Source organism: Enterobacter sp. BNK-13 (assembly GCF_048685015.1).
Classification (GTDB): domain Bacteria; phylum Pseudomonadota; class Gammaproteobacteria; order Enterobacterales; family Enterobacteriaceae; genus Enterobacter; species Enterobacter quasiroggenkampii.
The window spans coordinates 1,892,160-1,911,529 of sequence record NZ_JBLQTP010000001.1 but is presented as its reverse complement, the minus strand read 5'-3'; the positions used below and the strand labels follow the sequence as shown (position 1 = coordinate 1,911,529).

Here is a 19,370-nt window from a genome sequence, read left to right as displayed (position 1 = left end):
AAAATGAAGGATATCCGATGAAATTATCACTTATTTCCGCTTTTATGATATTTCTGGTTCCGGCCGCCTTCGCAGATAATAACGGCGGGTTACAAAAAGATGAAGCTCCGCCGCCACCCCATGCGCTGGATAGCGGATATCGCGGAACCGATGATGCGCGTATTATGACCATCGATCAGGCAAAACAACTGCACGACGGTGCGACCATTTCATTACGCGGTAATCTTATTGATGGTAGCGGCGATAAGTTTGTATTTCAGGATAAAACCGGAAAAATCGACGTTATTATTCCCCAGGCAGTCTTCGACGGCAGAACGGTAAAACCCGACCAGATGATCAGTATCAACGGTTCGCTTGATAAAAAATCATCCCCTGCCGTCGTCCGTGTTGATCGTTTGCAGAAATAATTCAGCGAAGCGTTAACGCTGCAGTTATCCATCAAATCTCACCCCTTGGCTTAAGGAGTCAGCTATGAGTGATACTAAACAACGTACGAACGCTTACCCGCAGCCCCCGTTCCCGGAACAGCCACAAACGCCACCGGGACTGGCATCCGAAATGCAGCCCGTACCCGACCACGGGGAAACCAGCTATAAAGGGCATGGCCGCCTGGCGGGCAAAAAAGCGCTGATCACCGGCGGTGACTCGGGTATCGGTCGCGCTGTAGCCATCGCCTATGCCCGTGAAGGCGCGGACGTGGCGATTAACTACCTACCTGAAGAGGAAAAAGACGCCGCTGAGGTTATCGACCTGATCAAAGCCGAAGGGCGGAATGCCGTCGCGCTGCCGGGGGACGTCCGGGACGAAACCTTCTGCCAGAATCTGGTCGAAGAAGCCGTCTCGAAGCTGGGCGGGCTGGATATTCTGATCAACAACGCCGGTCGCCAGCAGTTCCGTGAATCGCTTGAAGAGCTGACCACCGAAGATTTTGACGCGACGTTTAAAACTAACGTGTACGCGCCTTTCTGGATCACGAAGGCGGCTCTGCGCCATCTGAAAGCCTCGTCCGTGATCATTAATACCTCCTCCGTCCAGGCGGTGAAGCCCAGCCCGGTGCTGCTGGACTACGCCCAGACGAAAGCCTGTCTGGCGGTATTTACCAAATCCTTAGCCAAGCAGCTGGGTCCGAAAGGCATTCGCGTCAACGCGGTTGCTCCCGGTCCCTACTGGACGGTGCTGCAGTCCAGCGGCGGCCAGCCGATGGAAAAAGTGAAGGAGTTTGGCGGAGATACGCCGCTGGGACGTCCGGGTCAGCCCGTCGAGATTGCCCCGCTGTACGTCACGCTGGCCTCGGATGAATGTTCATTTACGTCCGGCCAGGTGTGGTGTTCTGACGGCGGTGACGGGGTAATCTAACCGCATAACCCTTCCCCTCAGCAATGAGCAATAAATGAACAAGGATGTTCGCTCTTATTCCCCTGCCGAAAAACATGTTGTAACTCAAACAGATCAAATGTTAAAAATATTTTGCTATCAGGTTATCAAAATTAAACAACTTAACTTGTCACCCGCATCGCTCTGTTTTTAACATCGCCTATGGAAAAAAATGGTCTGTTCAGTCAGCGCATACGCTTGCGCCATTTGCATACATTTGTGGCCGTCGCTCAACAGGGAACGCTGGGGCGTGCGGCTGAAACTCTTAACCTGAGCCAGCCTGCGCTCTCGAAAACCCTCAACGAGCTGGAACAGCTGACCGGCGCCCGTCTTTTTGACCGCGGTCGGCTGGGCGCGCAGCTTACCATCGTCGGCGAACAGTTCCTGACGCACGCCGTTAAGGTGCTGGATGCGCTCAATACCGCAGGCCAGTCCCTGCATCGAAAAGAAGAGCACAGCAGCGAGGTCGTCCGCGTCGGGGCCCTGCCTACCGCCGCGCTGGGCATTCTTCCGCCGGTGATTGGCCAGTTCCACAAGCAGCAACGGCATACCACGATCCAGGTTGCCACCATGAATAACACCATGCTGCTCGCGGGGCTGAAATCGGGCGAGCTGGATATCGGTATCGGCCGCATGTCCGATCCTGAACTGATGGGGGGTCTCAATTACGAACTGCTGTTCCTGGAATCCCTGAAGCTGGTGGTTCGTCCCGATCACCCTCTGCTGCAGGATACGGTGACGTTAAGCCGCGTGATGGAGTGGCCGGTGGTGGTGTGTCCGAAAGGGACCGTCCCCCGTCAGACCGCCGAAACCTTGCTGCAAATGCAGGGGTGTACGCTGCCATCAGGGTGCATCGAAACGCTGTCGGCCTCGCTTTCACGCCAGCTCACGCTCGACTATGACTACGTCTGGTTCGTTCCCTCCGGGGCGGTAAAAGATGATTTGCGCCAGGGCACGCTGACCGCTCTCCCGGTAACGGCCCCCGGCGCTGGTGAACCTATTGGTATTTTGACCCGGGTAGATACTCCACTTTCCACAGGCGCGCAGACGCTGCTGAGCGCCATCCGCAAATCAATGCCGGTTTAAAACCTTTTCGACCCTCCCCTTAACCCTCTCCCCTCAGGGGCGAGGGGGCTGTCCTGTGCGTTAATCAAATAATGCGGAATAAATCATTAACAATTGCGTAAAACAATTTAACAGTTTTATCATAGCGGAGAATTCACCAAATGGTTCGCTAATTATTTGACAGAAACGAATTCACCGGCATTAACCATCAATCCCACCGCATTTATTACCCAACTGGTACATACCCGACACGGCGGGGGATCTAAGGAGACAGAAATGGCATTTGGCAGCGCGCCACGCGGGATACCTCGTATTCTGCAGTGGCTTCTTGCCGGACTGATGATGCTCATCGGTCTGGCGGTCGGCGGGTTGGGCTTTAAGCTCGCCACCGTGGGCGGAAGTAGTTACTTCCTGATAATGGGCGTGGTGATGGTGATTGCCGCGATCCTGATTTTCCTCAACCGCACCAGCGGGATCCTGCTTTACGGCATCGCGTTTATTGCCTCGCTGTTCTGGGCGGTAAGCGATGCAGGCTGGGATTTCTGGCCGCTCTTCTCCCGCCTGTTTACCTTTGCCGTGCTGGCGTTCCTCTGCGCCATCGTCTGGCCCTTCCTGAGCGCAGCAAACCACACTGCGCCGAACAAAGCCCCCGCTTTTGGCGTCGCGGCCCTGCTCGCGGTGGCCATGCTCGTCAGCCTGGGCTGGATGTTTAAGCCGCAAACCCTCGTGGCAGCGAACGAGCCCGTTCCGGTGAAACCCGTTGCACCCGGCGAGCAGCAAAAGAACTGGGAACACTGGGGCAACACCACCCACGGCGACCGTTTCGCCGCGCTGGACCAGATTAACAAGCAAAACGTCAACTCGCTGAAAGTCGCGTGGGTTGCGCACACCGGCGATATTCCGCAGAGCAACGGCTCGGGTGCGGAAGATCAGAACACCCCTCTGCAGATTGGCGACACGCTGTATGTCTGTACGCCATACAGTAAAGTGCTGGCGCTGGACGTGGATTCCGGTAAAGAAAAATGGCGTTATGATTCGAAAGCGACCGCGCCGAACTGGCAACGCTGCCGCGGTCTGGGCTACTTTGAAGATCACGCAAACGTGACAGCGTCACAGACCGGAACATCGCCAGCGGCATGCCCTCGCCGCCTGTTCCTGCCCACCACCGATGCCCGTCTGATTGCCATCAACGCGGATAACGGCAAGGTCTGCGACGACTTTGGCGACCATGGCATCGTGGATCTGAGCGTCGGCATGGGCGAGATCAAGCCCGGATATTATCAGCAAACCTCCACGCCGCTGGTTGCCGGGAACGTTGTCGTCGTTGGCGGTCGCGTCGCGGATAACTACTCTACCGGTGAACCGCCGGGCGTGGTGCGCGCCTACGACGTTCACACCGGTAAACTGGCCTGGGCGTGGGATCCGGGTAATCCGAACCTGACCGGCCTGCCGCCGGAAGGCCAGACCTACACCCGCGGTACACCGAACGTCTGGTCTGCGATGTCTTACGACGCCAAACTGAACCTGATCTACCTGCCAACCGGCAACGCCACGCCAGACTTCTGGGCGGGCGAGCGTACCGCGCTGGACGATAAGTACAGTTCCTCCATCGTCGCCGTCGACGCGGCCACCGGCCAGGTCCGCTGGCATTTCCAGACCACCCACCACGATCTCTGGGACTTCGACCTGCCTTCCCAGCCGCTGCTGTACGACCTGCCTGACGGTAAAGGCGGCACCACGCCGGTGCTGGTGCAGACCAGCAAGCAGGGCATGATCTTCATGCTTAACCGCGAAACCGGCAAGCCGGTGGCGAAGGTAGAGGAACGCCCTGTCCCGGCGGGTAACGTTGAAGGTGAACGCTACTCCCCAACCCAGCCGTACTCCGTTGGCATGCCGATGATTGGCAACCAGACGCTGACCGAGTCCGACATGTGGGGCGCGACGCCTGTTGACCTGCTGCTGTGCCGCATTCAGTTTAAAGAGATGCGTCATCAGGGCGTCTTTACCCCGCCTGGTCTCGACCGTTCCCTGCAGTTCCCTGGCTCACTCGGCGGGATGAACTGGGGCAGCGTCTCCGTTGACCCGAACAACAGCCTGATGTTCGTCAACGATATGCGCCTGGGTCTGGCGAACTATATGGTGCCGCGCGCGAACGTGGCGAAAAATGCCAGCGGCATCGAGATGGGGATTGTTCCAATGGACGGCACGCCGTTCGGCGCGATGCGTGAACGCTTCCTGTCACCGCTGGGTATTCCGTGCCAGAAGCCGCCGTTTGGCACCATGTCAGCCGTTGATCTGAAAACCGGCAAGCTGGTGTGGCAGGTCCCTGTCGGCACGGTGGAAGATACCGGCCCGCTGGGCATTCGCATGCACATGCCAATCCCGATCGGTATGCCGACCCTGGGCGCGTCGCTCTCTACCCAGTCCGGTCTGCTGTTCTTTGCCGGTACCCAGGATTTCTACCTGCGCGCGTTTGATACCGCCACCGGGAAAGAGATCTGGAAAGATCGCCTGCCGGTTGGCAGCCAATCCGGCCCGATGACCTACGTGTCGCCGAAAACCGGTAAGCAGTACATCATCATTAACGCCGGTGGCGCCCGCCAGTCGCCGGACCGCGGTGATTACGTTATCGCGTACGCATTACCTGATAAGAAATAAGATGTGAAAAAGGGACCGAAAGGTCCCTTTTTTTTGCCCGGTGGCGCTACGCTTACCGGGCCTACCGTTATACGTAGGTCGGGTAAGGCGAAGCCGCCACCCGACGCAACACGCCACTCAGAACGTCTCCCAGTTATCCCCGGAAACCGTCGCCGCCGGGCGTAACGGTACGTTCTGCGCCACCGGCGCAGCCGTCACCACGCGGCCCTGCTTTGCGCTATTCAACCGAAACGCGCCAACCGCCTCGGTCAGACGCGCGCCCTGTTCTTCCAGAGACGCCGCCGCCGCGGAGGCTTCTTCCACCAGCGAGGCGTTCTGCTGGGTCACTTTATCCATCTCAGAAATCGCCTGGCTCACCTGCACAATACCGCGGCTCTGCTCATCGGACGCCGCGGCGATCTCCAGCATGATGTCGGTAACGCGTTTCACCGCGTCGACAATCTCATTCATGGTGTTACCGGCGGCCACAACCTCGCCGGAGCCCTGGTCGATCAGCGATACCGATTCGTTGATCAGGCTTTCGATCTCTTTTGCGGCATTCGCACTGCGGCTTGCCAGAGTGCGCACTTCACTTGCCACCACGGCAAATCCGCGCCCTTGTTCACCCGCACGGGCCGCTTCTACCGCCGCGTTAAGCGCCAGGATATTGGTCTGGAAGGCAATGCTGTTAATCACGGCGGTGATTTCAGAGATCTTCTTCGAGCTGCTGGAGATATTGCCCATGGTTTTCACCACGCCGGAGACCATCTGGCCGCCGCGGGTGGCTTTGCCGGAAGCATCTTCCGCCAGCTTGCTGGCATGATGGGCGTTATCGGCGTTCTGCTTCACCGTCGCGGTCAGCTGTTCCATGCTTGCGGCGGTTTGCTCGATGGCGGCAGCCTGCTGCTCGGTGCGGGAAGAGAGATCGGTGTTACCGGCAGAAATTTCGCTGGTGCCACGGTAGATTTCCTCCGCCCCCTGACGCACGGTGCCGACCGTTTTTTCAAGCGAGTGCTGCATGGTTTGCAGATCGCGCGTCAGGCGACCAATTTCGCTGCGCCCCGCCACGTCGTCCGGCATCGTCAGGTCGCCCTTAGCGATATTCTCGATACGTTTCGCTGCCCGCTGCAGCGGATTGATTACCGTGCGGCGCAGCACGACAAAGGTCATTGCCGTCAGCACCAGCGCCAGCGCAAACGCGCCCACCATAAACATCAGGCCCAGCTGCGTGCGGCTGTGCGCCTGCGCCGTCAGCGCATTGGCACGGTCGGTACGGATCTTAATCGCCTTCAGCAGTACGGCGTTATAAGCGTCATCCAGCGGACGCGCCGTTTCGTTTTCGTGATTGATGATCGCTTCGAACATGCCGTTTTTGGCGAATTTGACCATCGGCTGCATGCCAGCGATATAGGCGTCGTAACGCGCCTTGAGATCCGCGTCCAGCGCTGCGCCCTGGGCGGTGCGCACGGCACGATTCATGTAGGCGGTAAAGCTCTCCTGGGACTGCTTAATGCGTGTTTCCGCCTCGCTGATGTTCTGCTTCATGGCGTCCATCTCCGCGATACGGCTTGCCGCACCGGCGTGGATCAGATTGATACGCGCGGTTCGCAGATGGTTTGAGCTGTTCGACAGCCCCATACGCACCTGAATTTCAGCTGTGACATCCTGCTGATCGTTATCGGCCTGCAGCAGGAAATAACCCGCAAGACCCGAGCTCAAGGCAAACAGAAGAATAATGCCACCGAGAATGGAGGAAAACAGCGGAACCAGCCTGATGTGATGCAAGAAGCTCAGCTTGCGCTGCGCCAGCATCGAAGTAGTGTTGTCCATGACCGTCGACTCTCTTGTAGGTAAGATGCGTAAAAACACGCCTGTTAAATAGTCATCGGCACGGCACAGATTAAGATTACGGCTAAAAACGCCGCACTGGTCACACTTTAGAGAAGATTATTAAAGAAACGCCAGCGGCGAAAAACCGCTGGCAGAAGAGTTACTTGTCGCCGAAATGGATAACGGTACGGATGGATTTTCCTTCGTGCATCAGATCAAACGCCTCGTTGATCTGCTCCAGCGGTAAGCGATGGGTAATGAACGGATCGAGCTGAATCTTGCCGACCATGGCATCTTCAACCATACCCGGAAGCTGGGTACGCCCCTTCACGCCGCCAAACGCGGAACCGCGCCATACACGCCCGGTGACCAGCTGGAATGGACGGGTTTTAATCTCCTGACCCGCACCGGCCACGCCAATGATGATGCTCTCGCCCCAGCCTTTGTGGCAGCACTCCAGTGCGGAACGCATCACGTTCACGTTGCCGATACACTCAAAGCTGAAGTCCACGCCGCCGTCGGTCATCTCAACGATGACGTCCTGAATCGGCTTCTCGTGATCTTTCGGGTTCACGAAATCGGTCGCGCCCATTTCACCCGCCAGCCTGAATTTCTCCGGGTTAGTGTCCACCGCGATGATACGACCGGCCTTCGCCTGCACCGCGCCCTGAATCACCGCCAGACCAATGCCGCCGAGACCGAACACCGCCACGGTATCGCCCTCTTTGACTTTTGCCGTGTTATGCACCGCGCCAATACCGGTGGTCACGCCGCAGCCCAGCAGGCAGACTTTGTCCAGCGGCGCCTGCGGGTTCACCTTCGCCAGCGAGATCTCCGCGCAAACGGTGTATTCGCTGAAGGTGCTGGTGCCCATGTAGTGATAAACCGGCTCGCCGTTGTAAGAGAAACGGGTCGTCCCGTCCGGCATCAGCCCTTTCCCCTGGGTGGCGCGCACCGCCTGGCAGAGGTTAGTTTTGCCGGATTTACAGAACTTGCATTCGCCGCATTCCGCGGTGTACAGCGGGATCACGTGATCGCCCGGCTTCAGGCTGATCACGCCTTCGCCCACTTCCACCACAATCCCGCCGCCTTCATGACCGAGCACTGCCGGGAAGACGCCTTCCGGGTCATCGCCCGAGAGCGTAAACGCATCGGTATGGCACACGCCGGTATGGGTGATTTTGATCAGCACTTCGCCTTTCTTCGGCGGTGCCACGTCAATTTCAACGATTTTGAGCGGCTGGCCGGGGCCAAATGCAACTGCAGCGCGAGATTTCATATGCCTTCCCTTTTTTGTCAGGTATGTGGATTTATTTTAGATAAGAGCGCAGTAAATGGCCGACTTCCGCCATGCGTACGGCTCGCTGATCCGGCGTGGTGTCCCCCGCAACCAGCTCATCTTTGAGGTGAATTTCAACCATTTCGCCCATCAGGCCATTGGCAGCCCCGCGCACGGCGGCAATTTGCTGCAGGATGGCCAGACAAGGGTCGCCCGACTCCAGCGCACGTTCAAGGGCATCAACCTGGCCCCGAATGCGACGGACGCGGGTAAGAATACGTTTTTTATCTTCGGGTGAATGCGGCATACGCCCTCCTGATACTATAGGGGGGTATGGTATTTAACTTTTATCTCGATGTAAACCTTCTGTTTCCGTTGCAACATCAGCGTATCTACCGCATATCATCAACCAAGCGAATAAAACTTCAAAAAGAGATAATGCTCTGAAATATATAATTTTTTAATGACATTATTTGCCTAACCCGATTGTAGCTTCCGTTGTTTAGTGACGATTTCATATACAACAGGAGTTAACACATGGCATGGAACAAACACGCAGCGGCCCTGCATGCACGCCAAAATGCAGGGACTTCATCGCAAAAACGCTGTGGAGAATATACGCGTAAGGCAATACGTGCAGGTGGCGTGGATATTGGCAATGCACCTAACGCAAAAGACTATGGCAGTAACCTTGAACGGGCAGGTTTTCGAGTTTTAGGGCAAGGTGAAACATTACAGGAAGGCGATGTGGTTGTTATTCAGCCTTATGCAGGCGGTAATCCTGCGGGTCACATGGCAATTTATGACGGCACTACCTGGTACTCTGACTTCAGACAAAGAGATATGTGGGGTGGCCCGGGATATCGCTCCTTACGCCCTGCTTACAAAATTTACAGGAAAAGCTGATGCGTTACGTTCTCTTGATGTGCCTGTTACTATCGGGATGTTCAACGCAAATGGATGCGCCGGAAAAACGTACTCATGACTTTTACACGTTTTACCTCACTGCTTTCGTTACAGACAGCAAAGAAGATAATCTCGATTCACCAAAAATGCGTGACTATATTGCGCAAGACACGCTCTCCCGACTGCAAAAAATTTCCTCTCTCTATGAACAAGAAATTATCGGTTCTGATTATTTTACCTATACGCAGGACTATGCGGCTGCGTGGATCCCTGACCTAAGCGTAAGCAATGCGATTAACTCTGCGTCCGGGAAAGTTGTTAACGTTCAGTTGGGTGTGGGTAATGAGCGGAAACTACATCTAAAAGTGTATCTGCGCAATGAAGACGGTAAATGGAAAATATATCGCGTCACCGATGCGAGCCATCATTTCGAACAGTATATTTTTGACGAGAGGGCGATTGCTGCGGCACAACGATATGCGGCCAGTATAACTTCACCATAATTAGCAAGATCGGTCAGGATTATGACCATTCAATGAGGCAAAGTGGGTCATCAGGAGGATGCAATGAACGATGCAATCAAAACAACGACCTACCTCGAGCGCTTCACGATGGTGTGCGACTATATTGCCCACCATCTCGATGAGCCACTCACGCTGGAGAAGCTCAGCGCGATAGCCTGCTGTTCGCCTTATCATTTTCACCGGCAGTTTCTGGCATTTAGCGGTCAGCCTCTGTATCGCTATATCCAGTGGCTACGCCTGCGTCATGCTTCCTGGCGACTGGCGTTTAATCCTCAGGATAAGGTGATTGATATTGCGCTCGATGCCGGTTTCCAGAGCCCGGAATCGTTCAGTCGCGCCTTCAGAAACGCGTTTGGAAAAAGCCCCCGTCAGTTTCGGCAACAGCCGGACTGGCTGAAATGGCATCAACGCGTACCGAAAATGACCTTTCAGGAGCAAAAAACGATGGAAATTAAGATTGTCGATTTCCCACAGACCCAAGTGGCAATGCTGCAGCACCGTGGCAGTCCGGATCGGGTTAATGACAGCGCGGCGAAGTTTATTGCCTGGCGTAAAACCACGGGCTTATCGCCAGTACACGAAAGCAGCACGTTTGGCATTGCCTGGGATGACCCGGCAACTACGCCAGCAGACGCCTTTCGTTTCGATATCTGCGGCAGTATCCCGGAACCGATACCAGAGAATGAATTTGGCGTTTCCAGTGGTGAAATTGACGGCGGACGCTACGCCGTCGGGCGCCACACCGGTTCGCTGGATACCATTTCCGCCACGGTGTGGTCGATGTTTCGCGACTGGCTACCGGCCAGCGGCGAAACGCTGCGCGATGCCCCGGTATTTTTCCACTACCTCAACTTTATTCACGAGGTGCCGGAACACGCGCTGCAAACGGATATCTACCTGCCGTTAAATTGACGATCCGTTACAGACCGTCCTTTCTGCCGGGTGGCACTGCGCTTACCCGGCCTACCGTCCCCTACAGCCTGCGCCAGCGTTTGCAGTTCCTCCTTCAGCCAGCGGGTCGCGCCCCGCTGGCCGCTGCGTTTATGCGAGTAAATTTTCACTTCAAACGTGCGTATCGGAAACGGTAACGCAAAAATCCTGAGATCCGCTGTCTTAATCAGCTTCTCCGCAGCATAGCGGGGGATCGCCATCAGCAGGTCACTTTCCGCTACGATAAACGGTGCGCTGAGCATCGACGGCGTTTTGATCGCGATTTGTCGGGTATAGCCCAGTTGCTCAAGCCGCACGTCCAGAACGCCCTGCTTCTCATTCCACGGCGTAACCACCAGGTGCCGGGCCGCGAGATAATCCTCCAGCGTCAGCCGGGTCCGGCTTGCGTTGCTGATGACCACATACTCATCTTCAAACCAGCCGATCTCTTCCAGTTCCGGATGACGGATATCCTCCGGCGTGCTGAAGCCCAGCGCCAGATCCACCTCGCCCGCCAGCAGTTCCGTCAAAGCCGGGCTGTGCGGCAGATAGCGCAATTCAAAGCGTAAACCCGGGGCTGTAAGCTGCAGCCTGTGTATCAGAGCCGGAAAAATGCAAAGCGCGGTAAAGTCCGTTATCGCAATCTGCAGGCTCTCCGTACTGCTGGCTGCATCAAACTCCGGCTGCGGGGTCAGCTCATGATTCAGGAACGACAGTGCGGAAGCAATCGAAGGTGCAAGCTGAGAGGCATACACGCTGGGGGACATGCTGTTCCCTTCACGAAAAAACAGCGGGTCATTCAGGGTGGCGCGCAGGCGCGACAGCGCATGGCTGAGCGCGGATGTGCTCATCGCCAGCTCGTCAGCGGCCAGCCGAACGGAACGGTGGCGGTATATCGCGTCGAAAACGGGCAGCAGGTTTAAATCAAGCCGTCTCAGTATCGGATGCATAATATTCATCATATGTTGATTTCATTGCACTTAATTCTTCGGACAATACGCCGTATGCTTAATGCCATCAATCAGGACACACGCTAAAAAGCAGGAAAAACAATGAGCATCACCCTTCGTCAGGCCCGTCCCGAAGATGCAGCGGCCATTTACGCCATGATTTACGAGCTGGCGGTGTATGAAAAAGCCCCGGAAGAAGTGGTTACCACGCCGGAGGAGATCCGGGAAACGCTCTTTGGCGCAGGTACTAAAACCGAGGCATTGATCGCGGAGTCTGAAGGCAAGATCGCCGGCTACGCCGTGTTCTTCACCAGCTATTCAACATGGCTTGGCCGCAACGGGATTTACATGGAAGATCTGTATGTTTCCCCAGCTTATCGCGGCCTGGGGGCGGGAAAAGCACTGCTGAAACATATCGCCCAGCTCGCCGTACAACGGCAGTGCGGTCGCCTTGAATGGAGCGTGCTGGACTGGAACCAGCCCGCCATCGATTTTTATCTGAGCATTGGCGCGCTGCCGCAGTCCGAATGGGTGCGCTACCGTCTTGACGGAGAAGCGTTGCTCAAATTTGCCGAATAGCGGCACGTCATATCCGAGAAGATCCCGCCCCGCGGGATCGCGCTTTCCTGCGTCGATCCCGTCTCAACAGATTATGAATTTATGCTACCCTTCCATAAATTTCATCAACATAGTGCAGAACGCCATGACGACAGCCCCTTTTATTCGCCCACAACTCACCCTGCCCAACGGCGCTGACAAACTGCTGCTGCACTCCTGCTGCGCCCCCTGCTCCGGTGAAGTGATGGAGGCTATTCAGGCGTCGGGCATTGAGTACACCATTTTCTTCTATAACCCCAATATCCATCCGCAAAAGGAATACCTCATTCGTAAGGAGGAGAATATTCGCTTTGCGGAAAAGCACGGCGTGCCGTTTGTTGATGCCGATTACGACACCGATAACTGGTTTGAGCGTGCGAAAGGCATGGAATGGGAACCCGAGCGCGGCGTCCGCTGCACCATGTGCTTCGATATGCGTTTCGAGCGCACGGCGCTCTATGCGGCAGAAAATGGATTCAGAATTATCAGCAGCTCGCTGGGGATCTCCCGCTGGAAGAACATGCAGCAAATAAACGATTGCGGCCAGCGTGCGGCCGCGCGCTATCCGGGTATGGTTTACTGGGACTATAACTGGCGCAAACAGGGCGGCTCCTCACGCATGATTGAGATCAGCAAGCGGGAACAGTTTTACCAGCAGGAATATTGCGGGTGCGTTTATTCGCTCAGGGACAGTAACCTGCACCGTAAGTCTCAGGGTCGCCCGCTGATCCGCATCGGGAAACTGTATTACGGTCAGGATGACAATGAGAAATAACGGGTTCCCGGTATAGAGATATATCCGAAAACCGCCCTGTCAGGTGCCGAATTTAGCCTTGCGTCTCCCACATCCGCAAAGAGCAGCTATCCTTTAACTATCAACAAAAGGAGGCAAAAATGTCTGATATCGGTACTGATAAAAACACCCAGTTTGCTGAAGACAAGGCAAAAAATAAATTTGATGAACTTGCAGGTTCAGCGCAGCAGCAGTTTGGTGAATTCGTCGATTCACCAAAACATCAGGTTAAAGGTGCCGCGAAAAAATACGCCGCTCAGGCCAGCGATGCCGTTTCCGACGTCACAGAAGCGGTCAGAAATAATCCCCTCACCGGCCTCATCGCCGCGGGTGCTGTCGGTATTGTTCTCGGCCTGTTGCTGGGTCGAAAATAAATCAGAGCCCTTCGGGGCTTTATTTTTCTCATCAGCTAAATAACCGTACCATGCGGTCTAACTCATCCTCTTTCACGGCACGTGAAAGATAATATCCCTGAAAGTTTTTAACGCCCAGCGCGACGAGTTTCTCGAACTTTTCTTCGCTATCAACCCCTTCTGCAATACAGTCAGTGCCGGTCATGTCGCTATAAATCTGAATCGCTTTTATCAAATTGTAGTCATTGTCATTTGCCACAAAGTGATCGACGATGTCCCGATCCAGTTTGAGTCCATCGAAATGAACCTGGCGCACCGGGAACATGGTTTGATGGTTAGAAAAGCAGTCATCCAGAAATAAACGACACCCCGTTTTGCGTAAATGCCGCATGGTTTCAGGGATCCTTTTATCCTTCGTCACGTCAATATCCTCTGCAAATTCAAAGACCAGCTTTTCCGCCCACTGCGGTTTGAGCAGCATATCGATGGCCTTTCGTGCCATATCAGGCAAGGCATTTCCGGATGCCAGACGAGGCGGGATATTCACAGAAAAATAATATTTCCCGTTATACTTATTAATACCTGAAACGGCAGCATGGATGACCAAGGCCGTTATTTGCAGCCATATCTCATGATTGGTAATATCCGTTAAAAAACTGGCAGGCTTGACAATTTTACCGTTTTTATTCCAGCGAATCAGTATTTCAAACCCAACACCCTTTTTATCCCGATCGGTAATGATCTGATATGCCGGAAATATTTCGCGATTACGTAGGGCATTAAAAATGTCGGTTTCCTTCTCCGTGAGCCCCGTTTTTTGACGTGGGTGTTTAGCAGGCATTTCTGCTTTAAAATTATGCGGGTCGTGTAGCCAACGCTTAATTAAGTGTAATTTAAGCACGCCTTCCTTACGGTGGGTATACACCGTTTTATTCGACAACCCCATTCTATCGCACATTTCTTTTACGGACATGCCGCGGTAGAAACTTAATAATACGTCAATTTCTCTTCGTGTTAACCACTTAAGATTTTCTTGCGAGGAAATATCCATGTAGCGTTCGCGTAATGCGCGAGAGCGATCCTTAAAACTTTTATAATTGGTGTGAAAACAGGCTATTACATCAGAAACGCTGGCTACGCGAATCAATGATAGTTGATAGCGGTTATTTAAAAGACTGCCCAGCGTGCGGTACAGCCAGCCATCGGGAATATCACCATACAGGGTGACATGCCGAATAACGGGGAGTGCATTGAGTACCGAGGCCAGTCGCTTCAGGCTTTCCAGGAGGTTGACCACGCCTTTCCCGAGAAACACCACGATATGCGCATCCTGATTTTTAAGGATATTTTCAATATCCTGTTGAGATGCCTCATCTCCGTTAAAGTGGATCCGGGAAGCATGGATTCCGTATTTATTAAGGATCGAACAATATCCCTGGAATGTGAAACCGCAGGCTGAGATGACAAACTTATGTTCATCGCACGCCCCATTTCTGAGAGAAATTTTGTGGGTCATAACCTGCTCCTGGGCACCAAAGCGCCATTTCCATTTGAGTATGCGTAAAATTTATTGCATCTGTTGCGAAGTATAATTTTACAGTAGCACCCAGGGTTAAGAAACTGTTATCAGCCTAATTCACCGGAACATCTTTGCGTTAATCACCCGCGTTTAAATATACTTTTCTTTTCAAATAACCACGGCAAATGTTTTATTCTCAGGGTATAATGAAAATTCCGAAAAAGAAGACTGGATACTTCATCTATCGGCTCATTCAAATACGAGAAAAATGCTATGGATAATCATATCTCATCCAGGGCCTTGCTACATCGAAGGGATGTTATAAAAAACAATCCACGATTCGGTGAGGCAATATTAGAGCACTACACAATTAATGACACCATCTACAAAAAACAACCTTTGTTCTACAAGACAATGCTGCAGGAATCACGGTTCAACATTATCCTCTCCATGTGTTGTTTTATTTTTGGAAATCAGGCCGAGTCAGTCTCAGAAATTAAAGAGTTATGCTCTCGCTATAAGATAGCCAGCCCTAACAGCGTTATTGCGATCATCACGATACTCAGAACCACCGGGCGCATCAGGACCTGGCGCTGTACGGAAGACAGACGCAAAACGAGAATCGCGCCAACCGAAAAAGGCCTGAATGAACTTAAGCGATATATGTCCGGCGCTTTTTTGCCCGTCAGTATTCTTTACCCAACATTCAATATTAACGTGAACCTGCTGGATAATGATATTTTGAGAAATAACTTTTTCCGCCGCGCGGCAGAATATCTTTTTCGGGGATTAACGTTCAGAAAGGTGTTGCCTGAAGTGGGATTATTTATCGATAAAGATGGTGGACGTATGATTATGCTTTATCTTTACCTGCAGGCTATGAAAAATAAATCTGCCCATGGTGCCGTTATCGACTATTCAGCCAGCACGCTCGCAAAAGAATTTTTTGTATCGCGCATCCACGTCAACCGGATTATCAAATCGGCTCAGGAGGCAGGCTATCTGAAAGATCGGGGTGATGGTCGGCTATCGGTCTATCCGGCGTTTATCGAACTCGTCGAAAATTATGCCGGGTTATATTTTGCGTATGTTACGCATTACATCAACGTTGTTCCTAAAGAGCGACGCCACGTTCACAACGTGACGTCAACCGTATAATCCACCAGGCGTTCGGTGTTCCGAACGCCGTTCACTTATCTTTCCCGCAGCGCCTCTTTTGCCTTGTTCAGCGGTTTCAACAGATAATCCAGAATGGTTTTGCTGCCGGTTTTAATGTCTACGGTGGCAATCATGCCCGGAAAGACCGGGAACTCCTGACCTTGCTTATTGGTCAGATGGTTACTGTCGGTACGAATATAGACGCGATAGTAATAAACATCTCTTTTCACCTCATCCTGCAGGGTGTCCGGCGAAATCATGGTCACTTCCCCTTCCAGCCCACCGTAAATGGAGTAATCATAGGCCGTCACTTTCACCAGCGCCTTCTGGCCGGGATGGATAAACGCCACATCGCGCGGTGAAATTTTCGCTTCTACCACCATCTGATCGTCAAGCGGAACCAGACTCATCAGCTTGCCGTTCGGCGGGATGACGCCGCCCACGGTCGTGACGTCAATATCCTTCACGATCCCGCGAACCGGCGCATTGAAGGTCAGTCGGGTCAGGGAGTCTTCCCGTCCCTTCATCACCGAACGCTGGGCTTCAATCTCCGCATTGGCTTTCGCCAGCTCTTCGCGGGCGCGGACGTAATACTGGTTTTTCATCTCGGTGATTTTATTCTCAAGCTCATTTTTTTGACGCTCAAGACGCAGCACCTCCACCTTGCTGGCCGCCCCCTGGGTCACCAGCGGACGGGTCAACGACAGCTCACGCTGCACCAGCTCGGCACCCTGACGTAAACCCGCCAGCCCTTTTTCAAGGCTCTCGCGACGGGACTGATAGAGCGCCGTTTCCTGCTTAACCAGCTCAACGTCGTCATCCAGCTCCTCGGGAAACGTCAGCTCCGTGTCGTTAACTTCGGCCTTCAGGCGTGCCGCCGTGGCCAGCGCCGCATTCAGACGCGACTCGCTCTCCAGCACGCTCGACTCGGTTTTTGTCCGATCAAGCTGCGCGAGCTGCTGGCCGCGCTCGACGATGTCGCCTTCGCGCACCATCAGGCTGTGGATAATGCCGCCTTCCAGGGACTGGATGACCTGCTCATGCGAAGACGGTATCACCTTGCCGCTGCCTGTCGTCACCTCATCAAGATGGAACAGGCTCGCCCAGGCGATAAACACCACCAGCAGGGCGAACAGGGACCATGCCACCAGGGTAGAGCGCGGAAGGCGCGGCTCCTTCAGTCGGCTATTAAAACGGGAGAAATCATTCATGCCGCCCCCTCCTCTGCAACCGCCGCCGGTTTCATGGTCACGGTGCGCTGCGCTGTCTTTTGCGGCGCCATACCATGCTGGTGCAGGATGGCGTCGCGCGGGCCGTCCATCACCACCTTGCCGTTTTCCAGCACGATGATGCGGTCGACCAGGTCCAGAATCGGCAGGCGATGCGTCGCCACCACCAGCGTGCGGCGCTTACCCAGCCATGTGTGAAGATGCTGAATAAACTGCTTCTCGCTCATTTCGTCCAGCCAGGCGGTAGGCTCGTCCAGCAGCAGAATAGTCGGCGAGGTGATCAGGGCGCGCGCCAGCAGCAGCGCCTGACGCTGTCCGCCCGAGAGTCCCGTTCCGCCCTCGTTGATGATAGTGTTCAGCCCCATTTTCTGTTTGCGCACAAACTCCAGCGCGCCGCTGTTGACCAGCGCCTGGTGAATCTCATCGTCGGTCGCCAGCGGGTTACCCATCAGGATGTTGTCCCGCACGGAGCCAAAGAACAGACGGGCCTGCTGGCTCAGCAGCTGCATGTCGCGACGCACGTCGGCCGGGTCGAGGTGATTGAGGGCAATATCGTCCAGCAGAATGCTGCCCTGCTGCGGCTCCTGCATGCCCGCCAGAAGCTGTAACAGCGTGCTTTTGCCGGAGCCATTGCGCCCGAGCACCGCCACACGCTCTCCGGCGCGGATCTGCAGCTTGCTGATGTTGAGCACGGTGAGTTTCTCTTCCTCGTCGTAGTAAAACCCCACGTCCTCAAGCGCATAATCGCCGCGCAGGTGGGCTTTGTGCACCTTCTTGCCGTGCTGCGGATCGTCAATCGGCCGCTGCATCAGGTCGTCCAGCCCCTTACGGGCAACTTTTGCCGACTGCCAGCGCGAGAGCACGCCTGAGATCTGCGACAGCGGCGCAATGGTCCGCGACGCCAGAATCGAGGTACCCACCAGCGCACCGGTGGTCATGTCGCCGCTGATGACCAGGTAACAGCCCACCAGCAGCACCACTGCGTAAACAATGGACTGCACCTCCTGGGTCCAGGTAAGCAGCAGGCCCGTCAGCCAGCGCTGCTTCATGCCGACGCTGGCGGCAACGTCGTTGGTGTTATTCCACTGATTCTGGAAACGCTGCTCGGCGCGCATCAGCTTGATGTCTTCAATGCCCTGCACCGCTTCCACCAGCGTGGCGTTGCGAATGGCGGATTCACGCATCCCTTCGCTGGAGAGTTTCCCCAGCGGGCGCTGCACCAGCAGGCCCGGAATAAGCAACAGCGGCACGGCGAGCAGGACCACCAGCACCAGCGGACCGCCAATCATCCACAGAATGAAGACGAACAGCAGGAAGAACGGCAGATCGGAGAGGGCCGCAATGGTCGTCGAGGTGATCAGCTCGCGCACCGACTCCAGCTCGCGGATCTGCGCGATAAACGATCCGGTTGATTTCGAGCGTGCGCCGTTTTTAATCCGCAGCGCGTGGGCAAAGACGCGTTCAGAGATGCGCAGATCGGCGCGCTTCCCTACCACGTCAGAAATGTGCACACGCAGCATGCGCATGATGAATTCGAACACGATGGCAATCATCACGCCGCCAAACAGCACCCACAGCGTGGCTTCTGACTGCGATGGTACTACCCTGTCGTAGACCTGCATGGAGAAGACCATGCCGGAAAGCGCCAGCACGTTGGCGACCAGCGCCACCAGCATAATGTCGCTGTAGCGTCGCCAGTCCTTCAGCGCCAGCTGCCAGAACCAGTTTTTCTCATACGGTTTGATGTAGTCATCCACGCGGGCATCCGGCGTGGACTCGAGCGGGCGCAGCACCATCAGGCCCTTTAATCGCGACCCGAGCGCCTCGCGCGTCAGCGTCGTCTCCAGGCCGCCGTCGCCGCTGAACTGCAGGCTGACGTTGCCTTCGTTGTCCATGCGGTTGATCACCGCAATCTGCCCGCCGGTGAATTCTGCCAGCAGCGGCAGACGCCACGGATCGAGGGAGACCGCTTCCGCCGCCACCACACGCATCCCCAGCCCAAGCTGGCGCGCCATCTCCTCCAGCACCAGCTGGCGCGGCGACTGGCTTTCATGGTTAATCGTGACCCGAACGTGCTCCACCGAAAAGTCCAGCCGGTAGTGCTTCGCGATGATGAGCATGCCCTGCAGCCAGGGTTCGTACTGTGGATGTGTCTTCATAATCTCCGGGTTAACGCAATTCGTGTAAAGAAACGCCAAAAGGCCGCGGGGATCGCTCCCCGCGGCG

General features: G+C 54.9%; 18 protein-coding genes. 11 read left to right on the top strand and 7 right to left on the bottom strand.

The window, feature by feature from the left end:
• Nucleotides 1–17 precede the first annotated feature (17 nt).
• From ACMGGQ_RS09255 to ACMGGQ_RS09240, 4 genes are all read left to right on the top strand, one after another.
• Nucleotides 18–407, top strand: coding sequence for a YdeI family stress tolerance OB fold protein (locus ACMGGQ_RS09255; protein ID WP_406915011.1), 390 nt, complete (start codon nucleotides 18–20; stop codon nucleotides 405–407).
• 64 nt (nucleotides 408–471) lie between these two features.
• A complete protein-coding gene (locus ACMGGQ_RS09250; RefSeq protein WP_045910502.1) occupies nucleotides 472–1,356 on the top strand; it encodes an SDR family oxidoreductase in 885 nt (294 codons plus the stop codon).
• A 180-nt stretch (nucleotides 1,357–1,536) separates the two neighbouring features.
• On the top strand, nucleotides 1,537–2,460 hold the full coding sequence (locus ACMGGQ_RS09245) for a LysR substrate-binding domain-containing protein (protein WP_045910501.1): 924 nt from the start codon (nucleotides 1,537–1,539) through the stop codon (nucleotides 2,458–2,460).
• Nucleotides 2,461–2,715: 255 nt separating this feature from the next.
• Nucleotides 2,716–5,097: a glucose/quinate/shikimate family membrane-bound PQQ-dependent dehydrogenase gene (locus ACMGGQ_RS09240; protein WP_069719256.1), complete on the top strand. Its 2,382-nt coding sequence runs from the start codon at nucleotides 2,716–2,718 to the stop codon at nucleotides 5,095–5,097.
• 117 nt (nucleotides 5,098–5,214) lie between these two features.
• On the opposite strand, the gene ACMGGQ_RS09235 is transcribed toward ACMGGQ_RS09240, so the two are convergent.
• The 3 genes from ACMGGQ_RS09235 to ACMGGQ_RS09225 form a co-directional block, all read right to left on the bottom strand.
• Nucleotides 5,215–6,906: a methyl-accepting chemotaxis protein gene (locus ACMGGQ_RS09235; RefSeq protein WP_420289906.1), complete on the bottom strand. Its 1,692-nt coding sequence runs from the start codon at nucleotides 6,904–6,906 to the stop codon at nucleotides 5,215–5,217.
• 160 nt (nucleotides 6,907–7,066) lie between these two features.
• The gene (locus ACMGGQ_RS09230) at nucleotides 7,067–8,185 is read right to left on the bottom strand and encodes an S-(hydroxymethyl)glutathione dehydrogenase/class III alcohol dehydrogenase (RefSeq protein WP_420289905.1); all 1,119 of its coding nucleotides are present in this window, start codon (nucleotides 8,183–8,185) and stop codon (nucleotides 7,067–7,069) included.
• 31 nt (nucleotides 8,186–8,216) lie between these two features.
• A complete protein-coding gene (locus ACMGGQ_RS09225; protein WP_008502288.1) occupies nucleotides 8,217–8,492 on the bottom strand; it encodes a metal/formaldehyde-sensitive transcriptional repressor in 276 nt (91 codons plus the stop codon).
• A gap of 230 nt (nucleotides 8,493–8,722) precedes the next feature.
• On the opposite strand from ACMGGQ_RS09225, the gene ACMGGQ_RS09220 reads away from it, so the two are divergent.
• From ACMGGQ_RS09220 to ACMGGQ_RS09210, 3 genes are all read left to right on the top strand, one after another.
• Nucleotides 8,723–9,091 (top strand): NlpC/P60 family protein, encoded by a 369-nt coding sequence (locus ACMGGQ_RS09220; RefSeq protein ID WP_083261453.1) that lies wholly within the window; start codon nucleotides 8,723–8,725, stop codon nucleotides 9,089–9,091.
• Complete coding sequence (locus tag ACMGGQ_RS09215) at nucleotides 9,091–9,594, top strand: YbjP/YqhG family protein (protein ID WP_069719259.1); 504 nt, start codon at nucleotides 9,091–9,093, stop codon at nucleotides 9,592–9,594. Before ACMGGQ_RS09220 ends, ACMGGQ_RS09215 begins: the two co-directional genes overlap by 1 nt.
• A 63-nt stretch (nucleotides 9,595–9,657) precedes the next feature.
• The gene (locus tag ACMGGQ_RS09210) at nucleotides 9,658–10,527 is read left to right on the top strand and encodes an AraC family transcriptional regulator (RefSeq protein ID WP_069719260.1); all 870 of its coding nucleotides are present in this window, start codon (nucleotides 9,658–9,660) and stop codon (nucleotides 10,525–10,527) included.
• Here ACMGGQ_RS09210 and ACMGGQ_RS09205 read toward each other — a convergent pair.
• Nucleotides 10,509–11,507: a LysR family transcriptional regulator gene (locus ACMGGQ_RS09205; RefSeq protein ID WP_420289904.1), complete on the bottom strand. Its 999-nt coding sequence runs from the start codon at nucleotides 11,505–11,507 to the stop codon at nucleotides 10,509–10,511. The two genes, ACMGGQ_RS09210 and ACMGGQ_RS09205, sit on opposite strands and share 19 nt — an antisense overlap.
• Before the next feature lie 90 nt (nucleotides 11,508–11,597).
• Between ACMGGQ_RS09205 and ACMGGQ_RS09200 the strand changes: the two genes are divergently transcribed.
• The 3 genes from ACMGGQ_RS09200 to ACMGGQ_RS09190 all read left to right on the top strand — a co-directional run bounded on the left by ACMGGQ_RS09200 (nucleotide 11,598) and on the right by ACMGGQ_RS09190 (nucleotide 13,259).
• Nucleotides 11,598–12,074, top strand: coding sequence for a GNAT family N-acetyltransferase (locus tag ACMGGQ_RS09200; RefSeq protein ID WP_063621586.1), 477 nt, complete (start codon nucleotides 11,598–11,600; stop codon nucleotides 12,072–12,074).
• 124 nt (nucleotides 12,075–12,198) lie between these two features.
• The gene (locus tag ACMGGQ_RS09195; protein ID WP_420289903.1) at nucleotides 12,199–12,867 is read left to right on the top strand and encodes an epoxyqueuosine reductase QueH; all 669 of its coding nucleotides are present in this window, start codon (nucleotides 12,199–12,201) and stop codon (nucleotides 12,865–12,867) included.
• Between the two features lie 119 nt (nucleotides 12,868–12,986).
• Nucleotides 12,987–13,259, top strand: a complete 273-nt coding sequence (locus tag ACMGGQ_RS09190; RefSeq protein ID WP_045910495.1) for a DUF883 family protein — start codon at nucleotides 12,987–12,989, stop codon at nucleotides 13,257–13,259.
• A gap of 31 nt (nucleotides 13,260–13,290) precedes the next feature.
• Here ACMGGQ_RS09190 and ACMGGQ_RS09185 read toward each other — a convergent pair whose 3' ends face one another.
• A complete protein-coding gene (locus ACMGGQ_RS09185; protein WP_234082913.1) occupies nucleotides 13,291–14,754 on the bottom strand; it encodes an EAL domain-containing protein in 1,464 nt (487 codons plus the stop codon).
• A 276-nt stretch (nucleotides 14,755–15,030) separates the two neighbouring features.
• On the opposite strand from ACMGGQ_RS09185, the gene ACMGGQ_RS09180 reads away from it, so the two are divergent.
• Nucleotides 15,031–15,915 (top strand): hypothetical protein, encoded by an 885-nt coding sequence (locus ACMGGQ_RS09180; protein ID WP_045910493.1) that lies wholly within the window; start codon nucleotides 15,031–15,033, stop codon nucleotides 15,913–15,915.
• A 35-nt stretch (nucleotides 15,916–15,950) separates the two neighbouring features.
• Here the strand turns inward: ACMGGQ_RS09180 and ACMGGQ_RS09175 are convergent, their stop codons facing one another.
• Together ACMGGQ_RS09175 and ACMGGQ_RS09170 are read right to left on the bottom strand one after the other, a co-directional pair.
• Entirely contained in the window at nucleotides 15,951–17,126 is a 1,176-nt protein-coding gene (locus ACMGGQ_RS09175) for an HlyD family type I secretion periplasmic adaptor subunit (protein ID WP_045910492.1), read from the bottom strand.
• Nucleotides 17,123–19,303, bottom strand: a complete 2,181-nt coding sequence (locus ACMGGQ_RS09170) for a type I secretion system permease/ATPase (RefSeq protein ID WP_048030549.1) — start codon at nucleotides 19,301–19,303, stop codon at nucleotides 17,123–17,125. The genes ACMGGQ_RS09175 and ACMGGQ_RS09170 overlap by 4 nt, the downstream gene beginning before the upstream one ends.
• Nucleotides 19,304–19,370: the final 67 nt, after the last annotated feature.

Bases quoted from the DNA above. Each gene is read 5' to 3' on its own strand.
- ACMGGQ_RS09200 (WP_063621586.1), top strand. From the start codon at position 11,598: ATGAGCATCACCCTTCGTCAGGCCCGTCCCGAAGATGCAGCGGCCATT.
- ACMGGQ_RS09175 (WP_045910492.1), bottom strand. From the start codon at position 17,126: ATGAATGATTTCTCCCGTTTTAATAGCCGACTGAAGGAGCCGCGCCTT.
- ACMGGQ_RS09210 (WP_069719260.1), top strand. From the start codon at position 9,658: ATGAACGATGCAATCAAAACAACGACCTACCTCGAGCGCTTCACGATG.
- ACMGGQ_RS09215 (WP_069719259.1), top strand. From the start codon at position 9,091: ATGCGTTACGTTCTCTTGATGTGCCTGTTACTATCGGGATGTTCAACG.
- ACMGGQ_RS09255 (WP_406915011.1), top strand. From the start codon at position 18: ATGAAATTATCACTTATTTCCGCTTTTATGATATTTCTGGTTCCGGCC.
- ACMGGQ_RS09220 (WP_083261453.1), top strand. From the start codon at position 8,723: ATGGCATGGAACAAACACGCAGCGGCCCTGCATGCACGCCAAAATGCA.
- ACMGGQ_RS09250 (WP_045910502.1), top strand. From the start codon at position 472: ATGAGTGATACTAAACAACGTACGAACGCTTACCCGCAGCCCCCGTTC.
- ACMGGQ_RS09235 (WP_420289906.1), bottom strand. From the start codon at position 6,906: ATGGACAACACTACTTCGATGCTGGCGCAGCGCAAGCTGAGCTTCTTG.
- ACMGGQ_RS09170 (WP_048030549.1), bottom strand. From the start codon at position 19,303: ATGAAGACACATCCACAGTACGAACCCTGGCTGCAGGGCATGCTCATC.
- ACMGGQ_RS09245 (WP_045910501.1), top strand. From the start codon at position 1,537: ATGGAAAAAAATGGTCTGTTCAGTCAGCGCATACGCTTGCGCCATTTG.
- ACMGGQ_RS09190 (WP_045910495.1), top strand. From the start codon at position 12,987: ATGTCTGATATCGGTACTGATAAAAACACCCAGTTTGCTGAAGACAAG.
- ACMGGQ_RS09195 (WP_420289903.1), top strand. From the start codon at position 12,199: ATGACGACAGCCCCTTTTATTCGCCCACAACTCACCCTGCCCAACGGC.
- ACMGGQ_RS09225 (WP_008502288.1), bottom strand. From the start codon at position 8,492: ATGCCGCATTCACCCGAAGATAAAAAACGTATTCTTACCCGCGTCCGT.
- ACMGGQ_RS09205 (WP_420289904.1), bottom strand. From the start codon at position 11,507: ATGATGAATATTATGCATCCGATACTGAGACGGCTTGATTTAAACCTG.
- ACMGGQ_RS09230 (WP_420289905.1), bottom strand. From the start codon at position 8,185: ATGAAATCTCGCGCTGCAGTTGCATTTGGCCCCGGCCAGCCGCTCAAA.
- ACMGGQ_RS09240 (WP_069719256.1), top strand. From the start codon at position 2,716: ATGGCATTTGGCAGCGCGCCACGCGGGATACCTCGTATTCTGCAGTGG.
- ACMGGQ_RS09180 (WP_045910493.1), top strand. From the start codon at position 15,031: ATGGATAATCATATCTCATCCAGGGCCTTGCTACATCGAAGGGATGTT.
- ACMGGQ_RS09185 (WP_234082913.1), bottom strand. From the start codon at position 14,754: ATGACCCACAAAATTTCTCTCAGAAATGGGGCGTGCGATGAACATAAG.